We start from the raw sequence: 20,556 nt of genomic DNA, 5'->3' as shown, positions 1-20,556 counted from the left end.
GAGCATCATCGGGGCGTCGTTCCCGGTTCGATGGCGGCTTGGGGCAAGCGCTCTATATTGGCGAGCGAGTAGGTCGTCTGGCGGCCGTCGGCGAAGGTCATGACCACGCGGCGTCGCGTCGCCGAGTTGCGATCATAGACCTTGGTCTTGGCAACGCCCCCGCCAGAGCAGCCGGGGAATGAACCGCCCAGGGCAAGTCGTTCCCAGAGCTTCACCATTGGCGGGACGCAAGCACCATATTGCGTCGCCCCGCCGGGGTTTGAGAGGCAAAGCAACACCTGGCAGCCCAGATCATTGGCCTGCGCTGGTGTTGCGGGCATGCACAGTGCCATGGCGGATGCGATGATGGCGTGACGCCTATGCAGCATGCTTGCCTCCATGCCGCTGTCAGTGCAGGGCAAGGACAGCGGCTTATTTGAATGAAAGTCGCGCTACTTTTGAGCCGTTTAGCGCCGTTTGACGCAATCCCCCCACTTAGGGGGAACGAGGTGGCACCTGGCTCTGGTTCATCCGACGGACTGTAGGAAAGCCACAAGGCCGCGCACGACGCATGCCCAGTTGGACCTGACTTTATCGACAGCAGAATTGAGCATTCCGACGAGGGTGAGGGGCCTTCGTCGGCGTAATCATTCAGATGTGGGGGACGCGATGATAGAGGACAGTTACTGCTCGATCAGTCGAGCATCGCTCGCGGCTTCTCGGTGATGACGAGGGGGTAGTGTTCGGGTTGCGACGCTACTGGTTACAGCATTGCGTCGATATTGAGATGCCCGTCTCGCACCACGCGCAGCACAAGCTGGGTCCGCCGCCGCACACCATAGCGCCGCCGTGCGCCCTCGACATATTCATGCACAGTGTCGCGGCTGAGCCCGAGTATCTGGGCTGCCTCCCAATCGCTTTTACCCTGTCCGACGAGCGCGATGCAGTCGATCTGTCGGGGGCTGAGCGGCACCGGTTCATAGCTCAGACGCTCCTCTCCGAGGATCGCGCGACCGCGATCAAAAGCGATCGTGCCGATCAAGCGGGCGGCAAGAGCATCCTCTCCCGAAATTTCGTCATCGTTTGCGCGTGCAACAGAGAAAAGCGCGTCGGGCTCATCAGCCATGCGGATCGGCATAGTGAAGCCCTGGCGCAGCCCGTGATCGCGCCCCTTTGCCAATGTAGCAATCTGGCGGGTGCTGGGATCGATGAATTCCCCGATCTGGTTCCAGTTCAGCCCGGACGGCGTTTTGCCCACGGCAGCGTGGACCGGATCATCGAGGTAGAGCCTGGTCTCGATCACTTCGTCGAGCCATTTGACAGGATATGTCGTCAGCATCAGCGCATTCTTGCTGCGTTGTACCAGATCGACATTATGCAGGAGGGCAAACCAGCGGAAACCAAAGTCCCTGACAATTGCGTCCACGAGGTTTGAAAGTTGGTCGAGCGTTGTCGCCAGTTTTGAACTCTGCTCGAAGGCGCCGATAGTCGCCAAGCGGCCGATGTCGCGCGTGCCCTGCATGAATTCAGGCTCGACGGACGGATAGACGACGTCTAGCCCAAAATCGGTGAGTTTACTGATATTTGCGATCAGATGCGTGCTGCCTGAGATATTGTGGTGTCAGTCAGGCGATCCGGAAATAGGCTCTCCCTTTCTGAAACAAACAAGCAACACGCGGCGTATTTTTCTGCTGGCTCAGCCACCGCGCTGGAAGCCTGCGTTGGGCCACCAGCCTTGGAGATCCCGGCAGGTTTCACCATCCCCAGCCGTTGACCCTCAACCGGTTCGATAATAACAATTATGTTAAATAAATCAATATGTTAGGTCTGCGGCGGCAATGGCTTTTGCCGCCGCAGACCTTCAAGTGCCTCAGTCCGGCAGCTTGTAGGCGATGACAAGGTCACCGCGGTCAAGCGATTGCCGCGCGCCGCCCGCCGTCACAACGACATATTGCTTCTTCGTCTTTGGAGAGACGAAGGTCATCGGCGTTGCCTGTCCACCAACGGGCATCCGCTTCGCCAGCAGCTCCTTGCCGGTGCGCACGTCGATCGCCCGCAGGTAATAGTCGGTGGTCCCGGTGTAGAAGATCAGGCCCGATCCGGTGGTCAGTGCGCCCGACAGCGTCGGCGTTCCGATCGGGATACGCAGATGCGTCTTGATGCCAAGCGGACCTGTGTCCTGGGTCGTGCCCAAGGGCTTTTGCCAGACGATCGCGCGCGTCTTGAGATCGATCGCGGTCATGGTCCCGAACGGAGGATTCTGACACGGCACGCCAAGCGGCGACATAAACCCGGTGAGAAGCGCACCGTAGGGCGCACCGGCTTGCGGGTTGATCCCGTCGTGTCCCGCACCACCTTCGACCTTCGGCTCACCCAGGATGCGGTCGGTTTCCGCTCTGGGAACAAGACGCAGGATTTGCGCAAGGCGGATGTCATTCACGATCAGATAGTCGTTGGTGCGATTGACGCTGGCCGACCCCCAATTCATGCCGCCGTAGAAGCCCGGCCACTGCAGCGTGCCTTCGAGCGACGGCGGTGTCATGTCACCTTCATAGCGCAGCTTGCGGAAAGCAACGCGACACCAGAGCTGGTCGAACATGCTCACGCCCCACATCCGGCGCTCGCTCAGAGGATCAGCACCAATGACAGGCATGCCAGTCGAATAAGGCTGGGTCGGCGAATAGCGCTCGCCGGGGATCGAACCCTTGGGCACGCGACGCTCCTCGACCGGCGCTACCGGTCGGCCGGTACGCCGATCGAGGACGAAGATCTGGCCGCGCTTGGTGACCTGGATCAGCGCAGGCGTGGTGCCGCCCTTTCCGTTCGGAATATCGTAAAGCGTAGGCTGAGCGGGGACGTCATAGTCCCAAAGATCATGATGCGTGGTCTGGAAGGCCCACCGTTCACGACCCGTCTTGAGATCGAGAGCAACGACGGAGGACGAACGCGCGTCCTCGATCGCAGTCCGCTCGCCACCCCAGAAGTCCGGCGTGCTGTTGCCCGTCGGCAGGTAGATCAGCCCGAGCTGTTCATCGACCGCTGGTGAGGCCCAGACGTTCGGCGTGCCGCGAGTGTAGGTCTGTCCTTCGGGCGGCTCGCCAGTAATGTTGGGATTGCCAATGTCCGAACGGCAGACTTCGGCTCGTCGCCTAGGATGTTCTCAGTATTTCCAGCTTAGCGTTGTCTGGCGAACAAATCTTGAGGTGAGGCCTCGTAGGCTTCTGCCAGGATCGAGCGATCGGCGGCCGTCAGAGAGATGATCGACTGAACCGCCGACCAGGCAAAGCCCACATTGGTGCGATGGCTGGCGCGGTGGATCGGGTCGCTCGCATAGAGGCGTCTCGCCTGGAAGCGCTCCACCCAGTCTTGCGGATAGTCGACGATGTGGACCGAGCGAACCGCAGGCTTCAGGTCGACATGATGGACCAGGGCATAGTGCCGAAAGCCCATGGCCTTCGTGATTTCGGCCATCAGGTCAGACAAGGCCGTAGCGTCCTTGATCGCGCCAGCGACAGCGCAGAAATCCTGAACTTGCCCAAGCCCGATCATCATATGGCCGGCGAGATCAGAGCAGCGCTTCCATGTTGAGATGACCATCGCGAACCGCGCGCAGCACCAGCTGCGTGCGTCGTCGCACGCCATAACGCCTGCGGGCCGATTCAACATATTCGTGCACGGTGTCGCGGCTGAGGCCGAGGATCTGGCCGATCTCCCAGTCGCTTTTGCCTTGCGCGACGAGCGCGATGCATTCGACCTGGCGAGGGCTGAGAGGGACGCTGGCCAATGGCCCTGCCCTTTCGCCAAGCAGCTCGCGCGCCCGATCATAAGCGACCGAGCCGAGCAGACGGGCGGTCAGAACCTCCTCTGCGCTGAGCGGCTCGTCGCGCGATCGGGCGGCGGTAAAGATCGCCTCGGGTTCCCCCGGGGTCCGGATTGGCAAACTGTAGCCGGACGCAAGGTCATGGTCCCTGGCGCGGTCGAGGATGCTTCGCTGGCGCGGCGTGAGCTCCAGCACGTCGCCGATCCGGTCCCAGGCGAGCCCTGACGGGGTGCGAGCGCAGGCCGCATGGAACGGATCTTCGAGATAATGGCGTTCTTCGAGAACTTCCTCGAGCCAGGCCGATGGATAGGTTGTGAGGAACAGGCTTTGCTCGCCTCCGCGCCGAAGGTCGATATTGTGAAGCAGCGTGAACCAGCGGAAGCCAAGATCGCGCACGGCGGCATCGATCGTGCCATGTAAATCGCCAAGGGTTTCAGCACGCTGACAGTCCGCCGCAAAGCGCGTGAGATCATCAAGGCGGCCGCAGTCTTTTATCCTGTTCGCCATAGGCGACGGAAGCTCGTCCGCGAGGAGACGGCTCGTCCAGACCTAAGCGGCGAGCGCCATGATTATCAGGATGAGTTGAGAACGATTCGCAACAATCTACGATTAGAATGGATCGCCTATGACACTTTATCCGCCGGCAAAGTGTCATAGCTGACAACCCGTCTGCGGCCGCCGATTTGGGATTCACATTGATCCTGCTTTGTGCTTGATTCCATCATGTTATGTTTCATGCAGGCAAGCCTCTTGAACCCTCCATTGGCTGTGATGTCGCGGCCGTGCTCGAGACGCTGGCGACCGTATCGAGCCGGCCCCGTTATGCCTTCATGCTGCTCAACCTGATCGCCCAGGTGGCGGGGCCAGATGGAAGCGCCGGTCCCTGGGTCAGGCGGAACGATGGGCTCGTTTCCCTGCGCGATTGGCTATGCGACGCATTGACCCCGATGGCCCAGCGTGGTCCGCGCAGCATTACGCTGGCCGAGCGGGTCGAGAGCGACCTCGCTAGAAACGGACTGCTCCCCGGCGATCTGGAGAAAAGGCGCGGCGTGATCGCGGAGGAAATGCGGGCACGCATTCGCACAGCCGGCAAGAGTAATCTCAGTCGCGCCGTTTCCGAACTGGTGAATGCAGGCCTGCTCCGCCGACATTATCAGGGCTATCGCGTCGACCATCGGAACCGTGGCGGCCAGCGCCACGCCGTCTATACCTTGATCGGCGATGCTCTGCGTCTAGTGCCGGGCATCAGCTCCACACCGAATCTGCCCGTGCAAGGCGAACTTGCCCTCCCAAGATGATTGCGCAGTCGAACCGGGGTTGCTGCAGTAGTGTGCTGTGAGGTCGGGTAACGATGTCCGAATAATAAGGCCAGTCAGAACGTCAGCATTGACCTTGCCGGCAATTACATCAGCCATTCCCGTCAAAGGATCGCCATGGCCTTCTTCGACGCGAATGGATTGTCAGATTCGGAATGAAGCCGGGCACGCGAGCCATATAATCGCGGTAAACCTCGCCGAAGCTGGCTAGCGCCTCCTTTTCCTCATGCCGAGCCAGCCGAATATACATCACGACGAGCACCGGAAACATAGCAAGGGTCAAAAGGGTCGGCCATTGTAGCAAAAAGCCGAGCATGACGAGAATGAAGCCGACATATTGCGGGTGCCGGATCCGGGCATAAATCCCAGTAAGGGCCAATTGGTGTTTGCGCTGACTCAAGTGAAGGGCCGTCCATGCAACCGAGATCAGCCAGTAACCCACGCCGATCAGCACAAAGCTGGCGATGTGGAATGGACCGTAATGGGGATTAACTCGCCAGCCGAACATCATCTCCAGGAGATGTCCAGCATCGTGGCTCCACCAGTCGACAGCGGGGAAATACGACTGGAGCCACCCCGAAAGCACGAAGATCGTGAGCGGGAAGCCATACATTTCCGCGAAGAGCGCTATGATGAAAGCGCTGAACGCCCCCAAACTGCGCCAGTCTCGTTTAGTTGCCGGCTTGAAGAAGCTGAACGCAAAGAGGATGAAAACGGCGGCGTTAACCAGCGCGAGCCCCCACAGACCATAGCCATAGTCGGCGTGCGTCATCGCGACTCTCCTTCGATGCGGCCGTTGGGATTGGCCGGTAAGCCGGCGGGTGCCTGACCGGGCTCATGGCCATGCTGATGCCCACCATGGCTGCGGTGCATGAACAGGTGCATGAGCGGGCAGGCGAGCAGGATGAGATAGGGCAGCACACCCAGGAAGTGCGCGGTATACTCGTTGAGGAGGAAGAAGCTAGCGACGAGCAGGAAGCCGATCAGAACGATCTTGCCGCGCTTGCGCATGCGATGGTCATGTTCGCCCATATGCCGTCCTCTTCTGGTCAACGTCCGGGCAGCATAGGCTCGAGTCCAAGGAGCAAGGTATAAGTAGAGACCGAAGTCCCCCGGGCATCGCGCAGGCATGGGTAAGGCGATCGATGGGATCGGCCATCGGCGTTCGGGCGACGCAGCTGTCGGGGAGCAGCAGTCGTGCTGCGGATTTTGCGTATAGGCGTGCGGCGTCCGCGAACCAATGCTGCGCTCACGAACATAATCGTGAGAGGCAGGCCCGCGTCCATGCAAAAGAGAAAGAAACGGCACCATTCCCGCGTGACCATCTTCGAGCGTGAAGCAAGGATCGATCTGGCCAAGCGCCCGGCCGATGGTCTCGGCGTTGCCTTTCTCGGCGCATCGGGAACGGTCACAGGGTCGCGTTATCTGGTGGACGATGGTGAAACTCAGATCGTGGTCGATTCCGGCCTGTTTTAGGGACCCAGGGATCTGCGCCGCCTTAATTGGGCATCGATCCCACCCGAAGTCGCGGATGTCGGCCAGGTGCTGCTGACCCACGCCCATCTCGATCACTCGGGCGCACTACCGCGCATGGCGCGCCTGGGCTGGGACGGGACCGTCCTTGCCACGCGGGCGACCGCGGCCCTGTGCGAGCTCCTTCTTCCCGACAGCGGCCATCTGCAGGAAAAGGATGCGGAGTTCGCCAACCAGCACGGCTTCTCCAGGCACCAGCCGGCGCTGCCCCTCTACACCCAGGCCGACGCGCGTCTGGCATTGCAGCTCTTCCGCCCGATCGAGTTCGGAGCGTGGCATGCAGTCACGGACGGCATCAGGGTGCGCTACCATCGCGCCGGCCACATCCTCGGCGCGGCGTCGATCGAGATCGACTGGAAGGGGCGGACAATCCTCTTCTCAGGCGACATCGGCCGTTACGGCGATGCGGTGATGAAGGATCCCGAGCCGCCCGCGCGCGCCGACTATGTCCTAGTGGAATCGACCTATGGCGATCGGCGCCACGAGCAGGTCGATCCGACAAAGACGCTTGGAGATCATGTCGAACGATGCGTCGAGAGAGGCGGGACGGTGGTGATTCCGGCCTTCGCCGTGGGACGGGTTCAGTCGCTTCTCTATCATTTCTCGCGTCTGCGCGCGCAGGGACGCCTCCGCGACATCCCGATCTTCCTCGACAGCCCGATGGCGATCAACGCGAGCGGGCTGATGTGCGATTTCATGGACGAGCATCGCCTGGCCCGCGCCGAGTGCGAAGCGGCGTGCAGCGTCGCGCACTATGTGCGCGAAGTGGAGGAATCCAAGGAACTCACCGCCAACCCCGCTCCCAAGGTCATCATCTCGGCCAGTGGAATGGCAACGGGCGGCCGCGTGCTCCACCATCTCAAGCGCTTCGCGCCGGATGGGAAGAACCTCATCCTCTTCTCAGGCTTCCAGGCGGCGGGCACCCGCGGCGCCGCCATGATCGGGGGCGCCCGGACGATCAAGATCCACGGCGAGTATATCCCGGTCGAAGCCGATGTCGCCAACCTGACGATGCTTTCGGCGCATGCCGACAGCGACGAGCTCATGCGCTGGCTCGGGTCGCTGCAAGAGCCCCCGCGCCATGTCTATGTCACGCATGGCGAGCCGACCGGCGCCCAGGTCCTGGCGAAGCGTGTCTCGGAGGATCTGGGCTGGGCATGCAGCGTACCGGCGCTGGGTAGCTGGGGCATGCTCGCGTGAAGCCCGGGATCATCGAGGACGCCGAAGTAGAGCCTGTCGCGACGACGCTGCGGGCACACCGCCTCGGCCTGTCGGCTGCCGGAGGTGATCTGATCGCGGTCATGCGCCAAGACTGTCCCGTCTGCCGCTCGGAAGGTCTCGCGTCGCGCGCGCAGGTCGCGCTGCACGCCGGCGGGCGGGAAATCGTCGTCTCGCTGCTGCACAGTTCCGCGGAGGCTCCAGCGCCCGGCGAGATCGGCCTGTCCGAATCCGCATGGCGGCGGCTCGGCGTCAGCGAGGGCGATCCGGTCGAGATCGCGCACGCCCAGCCTCTCGCCTCGCTCGCCGAAGTGCGTCGGCGCATCTATGGCAATCGTCTCAGTGAAGGGGCTTTTTCAGCGATCATGACCGACATCGCCGAGCGACGCTATAGCGATGTCCATCTCTCGGCGTTCATCACGGCATGCTCAGCGGTCCCGCTCGATACGGACGAAACGATCAGCCTGACCAGGGCGATGGTCGATGTCGGCGAGCGATTGCAGTGGTCCGGAGCGGTCATCGTCGACAAGCATAGCGTCGGTGGATTGCCGGGCAATCGCACCACGCCGATCATCGTCTCGATCATGGCCGCGGAGGGCCTGATCATGCCCAAGACATCGTCGCGGGCGATCACCTCGCCGGCCGGCACGGCGGACACGATGGAGGTGCTTGCACCTGTCGACCTCGACGTTTCCGCCATCCGCAAGGTGGTCGAGCGCGAAGGCGGCTGCATCGCCTGGGGCGGCGCCGTCAATCTCAGCCCGGCCGACGATGTGATCATCGGCGTTGAACGAGTGCTCGATATCGATGCCGTAGGGCAGATGGTCGCCTCGGTGCTGTCCAAGAAAATCGCGGCCGGTGCGACCCATCTGGTCATCGATATCCCGGTCGGGCCGACCGCCAAGGTACGCGGAACCGATGCCGCCGATACGCTCGAGCGCGCGCTGAGCTCGGTCGCCCAAGCCTTCGGGCTTCGCACGCGCGTGATGCGCGGCCCCGGCGCGGAGCCGATCGGACGGGGCATCGGCCCGGCGCTCGAGGCGCAGGATATCCTTGCCGTCCTCCAGGGGCAGCCGGGCGCCGAGGATCTCGCCCACCGGGCCTGCGAGCTGGCGGGAGGACTGCTTGAGCTCGCTGACGCGGCCCCGGCCGGCGAAGGCTATGCGCGTGCGCGGGCGTGTCTCGAAAGCGGCGGGGCCTGGGCCAAGTTCCAACGTATCTGCGAAGCGCAGGGCGGCATGCGGGCTCCACCGGTCGCCCGGTTTCAGCAGGATATGATCGCTCCCTATAGCGGCCGCCTGGTGAGTATCGACAATCGCAAGCTCGCGACGGTCGCGAAGCTCGCCGGCGCGCCGGTGGCCAAGGCCGCTGGCGTCGCACTGCAGTGTCGGCTGAACCAGATGGTGGATGCCGGGGCTCCCTTGTGTAGCATTCATGCCGAGAGCCCGGGCGAGCTCGACTATGCGGCGGCCTATGCCGTGAGCGACGGGCCGATCTTCGGGATTGAAGCGCTATGAACCGTCCCGTCCTGTTCGCGCTGCCTGGCAGCGAGGCCCTGGCACAGCCGCTATCCGCCGCGCTCGATGCAGAGGTCGGCACGATCGAGCATCGTCAGTTTCCTGACGGGGAAACCTATCTCAGGGTCGGAAACGACGTCAGCGACCGCGAGGTCATCCTGCTGTCCAGTCTCGATCATCCGGACGCCAAGCTGTTGCCGCTGCTGTTCGCAGCCGACACCGCGCGCGATCTTGGCGCTCGCAGGATCGGGCTCGTCGCCCCTTACCTCGCTTACATGCGCCAGGACATACGCTTCCATGCCGGCGAGGCGGTGACGTCGCGAACCTTTGCTGCGATCCTGTCTCGCCATCTCGACTGGCTGGTGACGGTCGATCCGCATCTCCATCGCTACCATGAATTGTCGGAAATCTACCGCATCCCAACCCAGGTTGTTCATGCCGCGCCGTTTTTGGCCTCGTGGATCAAGCGCAATGTCGCTCGCCCGCTGATCATCGGTCCGGACCTGGAAAGCGAACAGTGGGTCTCGCAGGTGGCGGCCGATGCCGATGCTCCGTTTCTCGTGTGCGAGAAAATCCGATCCGGCGACCGTCACGTCACCATCTCGATTCCGAATGCCCCAGCGTTTCTCGATCGCCAGCCGGTGCTGGTCGACGATATCGCCTCATCCGGTCGGACCCTCACCGAGGCGGCGCGCCAACTGGTCGGCATGGGGTTCGCGCGACCGGATTGCGTGGTCGTGCATCCGCTTTTTGCCGGCGATGCAGCGCAGGTTCTGGGTGGGCTTGTCGAAAGGATCGTCAGCACGAACGCGGTTGCACATGCGTCGAATGATATAGACGTCATGCCAGCGATCGCGGAGGCCGTTCGCCACCGGATTGAATGGCGTGCTGCGCGTCAGTTCTAAGACGGAAATGAACGCCCGGCAAACGCTGTGCGCGTCCTCATCCATTGACCCTAAACGAGTCCGAACCAATCTCCTGAGATCTCCCTTTCGGAGAAAATCGCGGCAGGGAAGGAGGATATGTCGTGTCGCACACACGCTCGTTCATCGATCCCCTCGACGTTGCTGGGCACCTGAAGCTTGAGCCCGAAGTAAAGCGCGCCACCCTGCTATCCTGGGCGTCCGATCGCGCAGCCGTCAAGGGCCAACCCGCCCCCCTCGCCCGCCGGGCGCCAGTAACCCGCTGCCGGTCGACGATGTGATGGAAGCGTAGCGATGGCTCGATCGCGCCGAGGGCGGCGCGGGCAACTCGCATGCATCGTCCGGAGCAGAGACCCGGCAATGAGCCGCAGCGACCGCGGCATTGGTGTGAGCGGAGTAGCCGAACCCTCACAGTTTCGCTGTCCTTCGCCGTTTTGCCTCGCCAAATTTTTACTCTTGACCTGGGACCATAGTCGAACGTGCAGAGAAGTATCCCTTGAAGCGCTGCCCTCGCGGCACTGCGTATTGATCGATCTCGGGGGCTATGGGGAACAAGCGCGTCGTGCATATCGTCGATGACGAAGAGACAATACGAAAAGCACTAAGTTTCACGTTGCGGACCGCAGGGTTTGCCGTAGAAGCCTACGCTTCGGGGCCGGAGTTTCTGTTGAGCGCAGAGGACGCCGAGAAAGGCTGCGTGGTTCTCGACATGCACATGCCCGACACGGACGGCCTGCAGGTTCAGGCGGAGCTGACGCGACGCGGTATCGACATGCCCGTCGTGGTGCTGACGGGCAATGGCGATCCTACGCTCGCCGTACAGGCGATGAAGGCGGGCGCTGCCGACTTTCTCGCCAAACCGGTCGAGAAGGCCGCATTGCTCGGCGCGATCGACCGCGGCTTCAGCTGGCTTGAGAGTATAGCCCGTCGTGCCTCCGAACAGGCCGACGCTCTTTCGAAAGCCGCGAGACTGACGCAGCGCGAACGGGCCGTTCTGAGAGGAATTTCGCGAGGCTATCCAAATAGCCTTATCGCAGATGAACTCGGCGTCACGTCGCACACGGTCGAGCTGCATCGGGCCAGTCTGATGATCAAACTCAACGCGCAAAGCCTGCCCGACCTGTTGCGGATCGCTTTCGCCGTCGACCTGCACGAATCGACCGAAAACGGGCACCCCTAAAATTCTCGGCCGTGCGATGCCGGATGCTATGCGGATCGGGCCGCGGCCAGTTCGGCGATGATCGGACAATCCGGCCGCTCGTCGCCTTGGCAGCGCTCGGCCAGGTCGATTAGCGTGTCGCGCAGCGCCGTCAACGCCTCGGCTTTGCGCTGAAACTCATCGGCGCGGGCAAGGGCAAGCCGCTTCACCTCCGCGCTGGCACGGCCGGTATTGGCCCAAAGGCTGAGCAACGTGCGGATCTCCTCGATCGGGAAGCCGAGATCGCGGGCATTGGCGATAAACCGGAGGCGATGGAGGTCGCGCTCGCCATAGTCACGATAGCCAGCACCCCGACGCGCCGGCGCCGGGATGAGGCCGATCTTTTCATAATGGCGGATCATCCGCTCAGAGACGCCGCTCTGCCGTGACGTCTCGCCGATGTTCACAGTGCTTTCCGGTTGAGGCGCAGCGCGTTGGTGACCACGCTCACCGAAGAGAGCGCCATCGCCGCCGCCGCGATAATGGGCGAGAGCAGAATACCGAACAGCGGATAGAGCGCACCCGCCGCTACGGGCACGCCCGCGACATTGTAGATGAAGGCGAAGACGAGATTCTGGCGGATGTTCGACATGGTCGCTTGGCTGAGCCGCCGCGCCCGGACGATGCCAGTCAGGTCGCCCTTGAGCAGCGTGACGCCAGCGCTCTCGATCGCGACGTCGGTGCCGGAACCCATGGCGATGCCGACGTCGGCGGCGGCCAACGCGGGGGCGTCGTTGACACCGTCGCCGGCCATGGCGACGACCCGCCCCTCGCGCTTGAACCTGGCGACCACGGCGCTCTTCTGATCGGGCAGCACCTCGGCTTCGACCTCGTCGATGCCCAGGCGTCGGGCGACCGCTTCCGCGGTCGTGCGGTTGTCGCCGGTCAGCATGACCACGCGAATGCCCTCCGCCTTGAGCGCGGCGAGCGCTTCTGGTGTCGTGGCCTTCACCGGATCGGCGATCGCGAAGGCGCCGCCGACTGTGCCGTCGACCCCGATGAAGATCGCGGTGGCGCCATCCCGGCGCAGCGCGTCGGCCTGGCTGGCGAGCGCATCGGTCGCAACCCCTTTGTCGGCAAGGAACTGCGCATTGCCGAGGACGATGCGCCGCCCTTCGACCGTGCCGAGCGCGCCGCGCCCGGTCGGCGAGTCGAAGTCGATGACGTCGCTCGTGACGATGCCGCGATCCTTCGCGGCCTCGACGATTGCCAACGCGAGCGGATGCTCGGACGCCCGCTCGACCGAGGCGGCAAGACGCAGCAGCTCGGCTTCGTCGAAGCCGGGCGCCGGCACGACCTGGGTGACGGCAGGCCGGCCTTCGGTCAGCGTGCCTGTCTTGTCGACGACGAGAGTGTCGACCTTCTCCATATGCTCGAGTGCTTCGGCATTTTTGATGAGGACACCGAGCCCGGCGCCGCGGCCGACCCCGACCATGATCGACATCGGCGTTGCCAGCCCCAGTGCGCAGGGACAGGCGATGATCAGCACGGCGACCGCCGCCACCAGCCCATAGGCGAAGCGCGGCTCGGGACCCCAGATGCCCCAGGCGATGAACGCGACGGCCGCGACCGCGATGACCACGGGCACAAACCAGCCCGACACCTGATCGGCCATGCGCTGGATCGGCGCGCGCGAGCGCTGCGCCTCAGCGACCATCTGGACGATGCGTGCGAGCATGGTATCGCGGCCGACCTTGTCGGCGACGATCACCAGCGCACCGGTCTGGTTGAGCGTGCCGCCGATCACTGTGTCGGCCTTTGCCTTGGTGACGGGCATGGATTCGCCGGTGACCATCGACTCGTCGAGCGAGGAGCGGCCGTCCTCGACTACGCCGTCGACCGGCACCTTCTCGCCCGGCCGCACCCGCAGGCGGTCGCCCACCGCAACCAGATCAAGGCTGATTTCCTCTTCGTTCCCATCAGAACCGATCCGGCGCGCGGTCTTTGGTGCAAGGTTGAGCAGCGCCTTGATCGCGCCCGAGGTGCGTTCCCGCGCGCGCAGTTCGAGCATCTGGCCGAGCAGCACGAGGACGGTGATCACCGCGGCCGCCTCGAAATAGACGGCAACCATGCCGTCCTCGCCGCGGAAGGCCGGCGGGAACAGCTGAGGCGCGAGCGTCGCGATGACGCTGTAGATCCAGGCGACCCCGGTCCCCATCGCGATCAGGGTGAACATGTTGAAGTTGCGGGTCTTGAGCGAGGCCCAGCCACGCTCGAAGAACGGCCAGCCCGCCCACAGCACGACGGGTGTCGCCAGCACGAACTGGATCCATACCGAGATAGACATCGGCACGAGGCGATGGATCGCGGGAAAGACATGCGCGCCCATCTCGAGGAACAGCACCGGGAGAGCCAGCACGAGGCCGACCCAGAAGCGCCGCGTGAAATCGACTAGCTCGTGGCTGGGGCCGCTGTCGGCGGTCACGGTCGCGGGTTCGAGCGCCATGCCGCAGATCGGACAGGACCCGGGATGGTCCTGGCGGATCTCGGGATGCATCGGGCAGGTCCAGATCGTGCCTTCGGGCGCCGCGACCGGCGGCGTCGGCGGGCCGAGATAGCGCTCGGGATCGGCGATGAATTTGGTCCGGCAGCCCGCGCTGCAGAAATGATAGCTTTCACCGCTATGCTCGGCGTGATGCGCCGTGGTCGCCGGGTCGACGGTCATGCCGCAGACCGGGTCCTTGACGCCGGTCGCCGCTTTAGCGGTGCCGTGGCCGCCGCAGCAACCGCCGCCATGCGCCGCTCCATGTGTCTCGTTCATCGCCTCGCTCCTTTCGACGCCTGACGATCTAGGGTCTGACACCGTGTCAGGGTCAATACGTAATCGCCTAAGTGGCCAAATCGGCGGGCCCGTTCGCTTGGCCGCCATCAGGCCGGGGAGCACGCCGTCGGCATTGGGCTGGGTATCGTCGATGCCATCGAGCCCGCTGCACGGTCAGGCGGAAGGCGAGCCGCATGAGACCCGTGCTGGCGGCCATAATCGGCGATTACCAGGCGCCAATCCGGGCGCAGCATGGCAAGCATGGCGGCACGCCACCGCTTCTCCCGCGCCCACAGGCGGATCGCGCGATCATAGTCTTTCGTCGATCCAGTCCCGCGCGGCGGGGTGTACGATTGCATTGGCTTCTCCCAACGCGAGGCGTTCGAAACGATAAACTACATCGACATGGGTGGCGACAGTGTCCCCAGCCAGGCGACCAGCCCGAGAATGACGATCGCAAGACCGCCTTCGACGACGAGGCTCGCGCGCAGCAGCGCCTGCGCCCGTGGCGCGTCCTCTTCCTCGATCGCCTGCGCAAGTGCCGGGGTCAGGCGATAACGGTTGAGCGCGGCCAGGCCCAGCATGCCGGCGAAGAGCAGCAGCTTGGCGATGAGCAGCAGGCCGTAGGTCGACTGCCCGAGAGACGCGATGTTGCCCGGGCCGACCAGGAACCAGCCGTTCACCGTCCCGGTCAGGATCAGCAGGGCGACGATGATCGTGCCGACGAGGGAGAAGCCCCGCAGCGCTTCCTCGGCGAGCATGACCCGGTCCATGTCTTCAGTGGCGAGATCATCGGTTGCGAGCCTGGTAAGAACCAGCGCAAGGAATGCGGCAAGCGCGCCGACCCAGGCGCCCGCGGCGAGCAGATGGATGAGATCGGCCCCCAGTTGCAGCCAGCCCGCCTCGCCTTCGCCGGCCGCGCCATGCCCGCTCCAGGCGAGGGTCGCGAGTGCGACCGCGCCTGCCAGAGTGGAGGCGATGAAGGCAGGACGGGATTGCCGGCGATAGAAGGGGATGGAGAGCAGAAGAACGAGGAGCGCGACGAGGCGCGCCTTCAGCGCCGTTCCCATGGACGTGCCGTTGAACAGCTCTGCGACCATGGAAAGATCAGGCTGGGTGAGCGGCAGCCCGGTCATGGCCGCTGCCTGCAACGCGAACCCCAGCGCCGACAGCAGGAGGGCGAGACAGGCGAGACCGGCCACCATTGCTACCATCGGCAGATGCCGCTGTACCATCCGGCCGCCGCCGGGCGCATAGAGCGCGAACAGCGGCAGGCCGAACAACAGGCCGAGATCGACGTAGAGCGCCCAGCGGACGGCGACGAGTGCCACGTCGTTCATGGCGTCACTTGACGGTAAAGGCGAGATTGCCCTGGATGCGGTGCGTGTCGGTCGAGACGACGTGCCAGGCGACCTGATAGCTGCCCGCCATGAGCGGCTTGGCGAGCGTCAGCACGAGCGTCTTGTCGCCTTCGACGGACGTCTTGAAGCCGGTTACCGCCATGCGGTGGTTGGGCATGCCGGGCATGCCGGTCATCACGATCTCGGCGCCCGACAGCTTCGGCATCAGACCTTCACTGAAGGTGAGCGTGATACGCGAAGGCGCCGAGACGCTGGCGTTCGCGGCGGGCGTCGAGGACACAAGCTTGGGATGCGCGTAGGCCGGAGCAGAAACACTCAGGCCGACGGCGGCGATAACTGCGAGAGGCGAAAAGAAACGCATTGGAACATTCTCCTGTAGATCCCATGAGACAATACGCAGCCCGAGCCCCCACCCCTCGCAATTATTCTTTTCAATCTACAGCAAGGGTTCCTGGACCATCGTGCGTATTGAAGGATGAAGACGGAGAAGCACCATGGATGAACTTGACCACCTGCTCTCGCGGTTGCGCGATGCGCCTCTCGATCCCAGGCTCGGCGGCCTGGAAAGCCGGGTCATGGCGGAAATAGCGCGCATCCGGGCCATACCAAGCCTTGGCGCTATGACGTTCGGCATCGCGGCCGCAACCGCGCTGTTCATCGGAATTGCCGGCTCGGCAGTTCCGACACGGTCTGCTGATGCCAAACCGCTATCGCCCTTCGATGCTCGGCTCGCGCTTGCGCCCTCGACGCTGCTGAGCTCGCAGTGATGCGCGACCGCCGCCGGCTCCTGCTCCTCGTCCTGGTGACCTTCGCCGCGGCGATCGCTGGCGTTGTCATTGGCCGCGTCTATGTGGTTCCAGTGCGCCCGGTCGAAAATGAGCTGCACGAGCTGCTCCATCGCGATCTGAAGCTGAATTCAGCGCAACACAGCCGACTCGAGACAATCGAGAAGAACTACGCGATCCGGCGTCAAGCGCTGGAGGCCGAATTGCGCGCCGACAATGCGCGTCTCGCGGAAGCGATCGAAGCGGAGCATGGCTATGGCCCGCAAGTCGCAACTGCGGTGGATCGCTCGCACCAGGCCATGGGCGCGCTGCAGAAAGAAACACTTGAGCATATCTTCGCGATGCGGGCCGTGCTGCGCCCGGATCAGACGGACAAATTCGACGACGCCGTGGTGAAAGCGCTGACGGCCAAATCCGAATGACCGCGTGCCTCCCCGACTGCTCGGACGGGGAGCTCGCGGCTCTGGCGCTTGGAGGCCGGCAAGCGGCCTATGGCGAGCTGGTCCGCCGGCATCAAGGTTGGGTTCACCGGCTCGTGCGCAGCCATGTCGGATCTATGGATGAGGCACTGGATGTCACCCAGGCGAGCTTCGTCGCGGCCTTTGCCGCACTCAACCGCTATGACGTAACCCGACCCTTCCAGGTCTGGATGTCCCGGATTGTCATCAACAAATGCCATGACTGGCGGCGTCGGCGAGCGGTTCGAAATTTCTTTGCCCTAGCCCTACCGCTCGGCGAGGCGGACGGCGTCGCCGACGACGCACCGCTGCCCGATCAGGCGATCGGGGCCGAACAGCAGCTCGCGCAAGCAATGAAAGCGATTGCTGCCCTGCCGTCTTCCCTCAAGGACACGCTTATTTTGCGTACGATCGACGAGAAATCGGAAGCTGAAACCGCCGAAATTCTCGGGATCAGCCAGAAGGCGGTCGAAACGCGCCTCTATCGAGCTAGGGCACGCCTTTCGGAAATATTAAAGAAAGTTTGAGGGGGATGAGGCCATGCTGCGTATTCCCAATAGGTACGCCCTCTTTCTTAAAGCTGAGACAACCGAATGATTTCTGCTCTCGACCGCCGCCAGTTCCTCCGCGGCGCGGCCCTCGCCGGCGGCGGCGCAGCATTGTCAGCCTGGCTGCCGGCCTGGGCGCAGACGATCTCGCCGGGGATGCGACCGACGCTGCCGACCGTGTCGGGCGAAGACATTACGCTCACCATCGCCCGGCAGTCGATGACCATCGACGGGCGCAAGTTCCGGGCAATCGGCCTCAACGGCACGGTCCCCGCCCCGCTGATCCGGCTGCGCGAGGGCCAGCGCGTGCGGCTCAACGTCATCAATCAGCTGGAGGAGGACAGCTCGATCCACTGGCACGGGCTGATCCTGCCGGCCAATATGGACGGTGTGCCGGGCGTGTCTTTTCCGGGCATCAAGCCGGGCTCGAACTACCTCTACCAGTTCTCCGTCGTGCAAAGCGGCACCTACTGGTACCACAGCCATTCAGGCCTGCAGGAACAGGAAGGCCATTACGGCCCGATCATCATCGATCCCGCCGGTGCCGATCCGGTCGCCTATGACCGCGAGCATGTCATCGTGCTCGCCGATCACAGCGCGCTCTCGCCGCAGGCGATCTTCCGGCGCCTCAAGGTCAACCCCGGCCATTTCAATTTCCAGCGCCAGACCCTGGCCGGGCTCCTGTCGGGCAAGGATCAGCCGCTCAAGGACCGGCTCGACTGGGGCCAGATGCGGATGGACCCGGCCGACATCTCCGATGTGACCGGATCCACCTACACCTATCTCGTCAACGGCCATGGTCCGATGGACAACTGGACCGCGCTCTTCACCCCGGGCGAACGGGTGCGGCTGCGGGTCATCAATGCGTCGGCGATGACCACCTTCAACGTCCGCATCCCCGGCCTGCCGCTGACCATCGTCCAGGCCGACGGGCAGAATGTGGTGCCGGTCACCGTCGACGAGTTCCAGGTTGGTGTTGCCGAGACCTACGACGTCGTTGTCAGCCCAGGCGATGACAAGGCCTACACCCTTGTCGGCGAGGCGATCGACCGCTCGGGCATGGCGCGTGCCACGCTCGCGCCGCGCGCCGGCATGGCCGGCGAGGTTCCCCCCTTACGCAAACGGCCGCTCGCCGACATGAAGGACATGGGCATGGACATGTCCTCGATGCCGGGCATGGAAGGCATGGACATGTCGGGCGGCGCTATGCGGGGCGTCGATCCGACGGCCGAGAAGAACGCGTCCGCGCGCCTCGCGACCGGCGCGGCGGCAGCGATGGCGACCATGGACAATAGCGCCATGGCAGGCATGGATCATTCGGGGATGGATCATTCCGCGATGAGCGGGATGGACCACGGCGCGATGGGCGCCGATGGCCAGATGGCGGGCATGGACCATGGCGGGCACGCGATGGGGTCGATGAAGATGCGAGACTTCTCGAACGCGCCGCAGGTGAAGCGCGACCCGAGCGTCCAGACCATCTCGCCGATGCCCGTCGACCGCACCGGCGAGCCCGGCCAGGGCCTCGCCGACGTCGGCCACAAGGTGCTTGTCTACAGGGACCTGATGGCGCTCGATCGCAATCCGGACGTGCGCGCGCCGAGCCGCAGCATCGACATTCACCTCACCGGCAACATGGAGCGGTTCATGTGGTCGTTCGACGGCGAAAAAATGTCGGACCATCACGAGCCGATCCCCTTCATCGAAGGCGAGCGGGTGCGCGTCAATCTCATCAACGACACGATGATGGGGCATCCGATCCATATTCACGGGCATTTTTTCGAGCTGGTGACGGGGCATGGCGATCATGCGCCACGCAAGCATACGGTAATCGTCCAGCCCGGCGGCAAGGTGACCTGGGACTTCACCGCCGACGCGGTCGGCGACTGGGCCTTCCACTGTCATCTCCTCTACCACATGCATGCCGGGATGATGCGGGTCGTGAGCGTCCGTCCGAAGGGAGACGCGTAATGACCCGCATCCTCACGCCGCTGGTGAGCGCGATCGCCCTTTTCGCTGCCGCGCCCGCCTTTGCCCAGGATCATTCAATGCACGGCATGCCCGGCATGGCGCCGCCGGGCGAGGTGCCGCCGGCGCAGGAGAAGAAGAAGGACAAGGCCGCCGCCAGGCCGCGCGCTCAGACACCAGCGCCAGACGCCACCTCGGCGATGGACCATTCGCAGCACCAGGCCAGTCCTGCGCCGCAGGGAGATGCGGCCGGTCAGCCGCAACCCGCGTCTCCCGCGATGCCGGACATGCCGGGCATGGACCACTCCCAGCATCAGGACGGCGCGATGCCGGACATGCCCGGGATGGACCATTCGCAGCATGGCCAGACCGCCATGCCCGGCATGCAAATGACCGGCACGGCGCTTCCGGCCGGCAATGCGCCCCCGCCGCCTCCCCCCAGCGACCACTTCGCCGATCGTGATTTTCCCGGCGCCGAGATGGCGCGCTCACGCGACATCATGATGAAGGACAGCGGCGGCAACAATTTCGGGCAGGTGCTGCTCAACCTGTTCGAGTATCAAGCGCATAGCGGTCGCGATGGCTATCGCTGGGATGGCGAAGGCTTTTACGGCGGCGATATCAACCGGCTCTGGCTCAAGAGCGAGGGCGAAGGCGAGTTCGGCCGCGGCATCGACAGCGCGGAGGTGCAGGTGCTCTATAGCCGGGCCATCGACCCCTATTTCAATCTTCAGGGCGGTATCCGCCAGGACTTCGGCCGCGGGCCCGACCGCACTTACGCGACGGTCGGCGTCGAGGGCCTGGCTCCCGGCATGTTCGAAGTCGAAGGCGCGCTGTTCCTCTCGACCAAGGGCGATGTTCTGGGCCGGGTCGAGGGCTATTACGACCAGCGCATTACCCAGCGCCTGATCTTGCAGCCGCGCGCCGAGGTCAATTTCGCCGCGCAGGATATTCCGGAGAACGACATCGGTTCGGGGCTGGTCAACATAGAGCTCGGCGCGCGCCTGCGCTATGAGTTCAGCCGCCAGTTCGCACCCTATATCGGCGTCTCTTATCTGCGCAAAGCCGGCGACACGGCGCGGCTGTCGAGGCTTGCCGGCGAGGACGTCCATGCGACCAGCTTCGTCGCCGGCGTTCGCTTCTGGTTTTAGCATCAGGACGGCTGATGGCG

21 protein-coding genes and 1 pseudogene are annotated in these 20,556 nt (G+C 63.8%); 11 read left to right on the top strand and 11 right to left on the bottom strand.

Going from position 1 to position 20,556, the window contains the following annotated elements; all coding sequences use genetic code 11:
• Positions 1-5: 5 nt before the first annotated feature.
• From A0U87_RS04520 to A0U87_RS04510, 3 genes are all read right to left on the bottom strand, one after another.
• Complete coding sequence (locus A0U87_RS04520) at positions 6-368, bottom strand: hypothetical protein (RefSeq protein WP_004212759.1); 363 nt, start codon at positions 366-368, stop codon at positions 6-8.
• Between the two features lie 374 nt (positions 369-742).
• On the bottom strand, positions 743-1,501 hold the full coding sequence (locus A0U87_RS04515; RefSeq protein WP_137405245.1) for an autoinducer binding domain-containing protein: 759 nt from the start codon (positions 1,499-1,501) through the stop codon (positions 743-745).
• 348 nt (positions 1,502-1,849) lie between these two features.
• Complete coding sequence (locus A0U87_RS04510; RefSeq protein ID WP_004212757.1) at positions 1,850-2,692, bottom strand: hypothetical protein; 843 nt, start codon at positions 2,690-2,692, stop codon at positions 1,850-1,852.
• A gap of 162 nt (positions 2,693-2,854) precedes the next feature.
• On the opposite strand from A0U87_RS04510, the gene A0U87_RS26620 reads away from it, so the two are divergent.
• Positions 2,855-3,025: a hypothetical protein gene (locus tag A0U87_RS26620; protein WP_240700501.1), complete on the top strand. Its 171-nt coding sequence runs from the start codon at positions 2,855-2,857 to the stop codon at positions 3,023-3,025.
• Positions 3,026-3,153: 128 nt separating this feature from the next.
• On the opposite strand, the gene A0U87_RS04505 is transcribed toward A0U87_RS26620, so the two are convergent.
• Both A0U87_RS04505 and A0U87_RS04500 read right to left on the bottom strand, forming a co-directional pair.
• Complete coding sequence (locus A0U87_RS04505; RefSeq protein WP_230588645.1) at positions 3,154-3,531, bottom strand: autoinducer binding domain-containing protein; 378 nt, start codon at positions 3,529-3,531, stop codon at positions 3,154-3,156.
• A gap of 13 nt (positions 3,532-3,544) precedes the next feature.
• Complete coding sequence (locus A0U87_RS04500; RefSeq protein WP_137405244.1) at positions 3,545-4,306, bottom strand: LuxR family transcriptional regulator; 762 nt, start codon at positions 4,304-4,306, stop codon at positions 3,545-3,547.
• Between the two features lie 221 nt (positions 4,307-4,527).
• On the opposite strand from A0U87_RS04500, the gene A0U87_RS04495 reads away from it, so the two are divergent.
• The gene (locus A0U87_RS04495) at positions 4,528-5,097 is read left to right on the top strand and encodes a hypothetical protein (RefSeq protein WP_004212754.1); all 570 of its coding nucleotides are present in this window, start codon (positions 4,528-4,530) and stop codon (positions 5,095-5,097) included.
• A gap of 109 nt (positions 5,098-5,206) precedes the next feature.
• Here the strand turns inward: A0U87_RS04495 and A0U87_RS04490 are convergent, their stop codons facing one another.
• Together A0U87_RS04490 and A0U87_RS04485 are read right to left on the bottom strand one after the other, a co-directional pair.
• A complete protein-coding gene (locus A0U87_RS04490; protein ID WP_004212753.1) occupies positions 5,207-5,887 on the bottom strand; it encodes an isoprenylcysteine carboxylmethyltransferase family protein in 681 nt (226 codons plus the stop codon).
• Complete coding sequence (locus A0U87_RS04485; protein WP_137405243.1) at positions 5,884-6,147, bottom strand: DUF2933 domain-containing protein; 264 nt, start codon at positions 6,145-6,147, stop codon at positions 5,884-5,886. Before A0U87_RS04485 ends, A0U87_RS04490 begins: the two co-directional genes overlap by 4 nt.
• 252 nt (positions 6,148-6,399) lie before the next feature.
• Here A0U87_RS04485 and A0U87_RS04480 point away from each other — a divergent pair.
• The 4 genes and pseudogenes from A0U87_RS04480 (at position 6,400) to A0U87_RS04460 (ending at position 11,486) form a co-directional block, all read left to right on the top strand.
• A pseudogene (locus A0U87_RS04480) lies at positions 6,400-7,848 on the top strand (MBL fold metallo-hydrolase).
• Positions 7,845-9,383: a thymidine phosphorylase family protein gene (locus A0U87_RS04475; RefSeq protein WP_004212749.1), complete on the top strand. Its 1,539-nt coding sequence runs from the start codon at positions 7,845-7,847 to the stop codon at positions 9,381-9,383. Before A0U87_RS04480 ends, A0U87_RS04475 begins: the two are co-directional and overlap by 4 nt.
• A complete protein-coding gene (locus A0U87_RS04470) occupies positions 9,380-10,288 on the top strand; it encodes a ribose-phosphate pyrophosphokinase (RefSeq protein WP_004212748.1) in 909 nt (302 codons plus the stop codon). The genes A0U87_RS04475 and A0U87_RS04470 overlap by 4 nt, the downstream gene beginning before the upstream one ends.
• 562 nt (positions 10,289-10,850) lie before the next feature.
• Positions 10,851-11,486 (top strand): response regulator, encoded by a 636-nt coding sequence (locus A0U87_RS04460; RefSeq protein ID WP_137405242.1) that lies wholly within the window; start codon positions 10,851-10,853, stop codon positions 11,484-11,486.
• A gap of 26 nt (positions 11,487-11,512) precedes the next feature.
• Here the strand turns inward: A0U87_RS04460 and cueR are convergent, their stop codons facing one another.
• From cueR to copC, 4 genes are all read right to left on the bottom strand, one after another.
• Entirely contained in the window at positions 11,513-11,911 is a 399-nt protein-coding gene (gene cueR / locus A0U87_RS04455; RefSeq protein ID WP_004212744.1) for a Cu(I)-responsive transcriptional regulator, read from the bottom strand.
• The gene (locus tag A0U87_RS04450; protein WP_066861573.1) at positions 11,908-14,265 is read right to left on the bottom strand and encodes a heavy metal translocating P-type ATPase; all 2,358 of its coding nucleotides are present in this window, start codon (positions 14,263-14,265) and stop codon (positions 11,908-11,910) included. Before A0U87_RS04450 ends, cueR begins: the two co-directional genes overlap by 4 nt.
• Before the next feature lie 395 nt (positions 14,266-14,660).
• Positions 14,661-15,605 carry a copper homeostasis membrane protein CopD gene (copD, locus tag A0U87_RS04440; RefSeq protein WP_020820523.1) on the bottom strand — a complete coding sequence of 315 codons (945 nt, stop codon included), beginning with the start codon at positions 15,603-15,605 and terminating at the stop codon, positions 14,661-14,663.
• A gap of 4 nt (positions 15,606-15,609) precedes the next feature.
• Entirely contained in the window at positions 15,610-15,987 is a 378-nt protein-coding gene (copC, locus tag A0U87_RS04435; RefSeq protein ID WP_007683372.1) for a copper homeostasis periplasmic binding protein CopC, read from the bottom strand.
• 133 nt (positions 15,988-16,120) lie between these two features.
• Between copC and A0U87_RS04430 the strand changes: the two genes are divergently transcribed.
• From A0U87_RS04430 to A0U87_RS04410, 5 genes are all read left to right on the top strand, one after another.
• Positions 16,121-16,393, top strand: a complete 273-nt coding sequence (locus A0U87_RS04430) for a hypothetical protein (RefSeq protein WP_004212738.1) — start codon at positions 16,121-16,123, stop codon at positions 16,391-16,393.
• Positions 16,393-16,833, top strand: a complete 441-nt coding sequence (locus tag A0U87_RS04425) for a periplasmic heavy metal sensor (protein WP_007683368.1) — start codon at positions 16,393-16,395, stop codon at positions 16,831-16,833. The genes A0U87_RS04430 and A0U87_RS04425 overlap by 1 nt, the downstream gene beginning before the upstream one ends.
• A complete protein-coding gene (locus tag A0U87_RS04420) occupies positions 16,830-17,396 on the top strand; it encodes an RNA polymerase sigma factor (RefSeq protein ID WP_007683367.1) in 567 nt (188 codons plus the stop codon). Before A0U87_RS04425 ends, A0U87_RS04420 begins: the two co-directional genes overlap by 4 nt.
• A gap of 66 nt (positions 17,397-17,462) precedes the next feature.
• Entirely contained in the window at positions 17,463-19,388 is a 1,926-nt protein-coding gene (locus A0U87_RS04415; protein ID WP_007683365.1) for a copper resistance system multicopper oxidase, read from the top strand.
• Positions 19,388-20,536 carry a copper resistance protein B gene (locus tag A0U87_RS04410; protein ID WP_020820521.1) on the top strand — a complete coding sequence of 383 codons (1,149 nt, stop codon included), beginning with the start codon at positions 19,388-19,390 and terminating at the stop codon, positions 20,534-20,536. The genes A0U87_RS04415 and A0U87_RS04410 overlap by 1 nt, the downstream gene beginning before the upstream one ends.
• Positions 20,537-20,556 lie beyond the last annotated feature (20 nt).

The organism is Sphingobium sp. MP9-4, from assembly GCF_005281675.1.
GTDB classification, from domain to species: Bacteria; Pseudomonadota; Alphaproteobacteria; order Sphingomonadales; family Sphingomonadaceae; genus Sphingobium; species Sphingobium yanoikuyae.
This window is presented reverse-complemented; position numbering and strand designations above follow the sequence as displayed.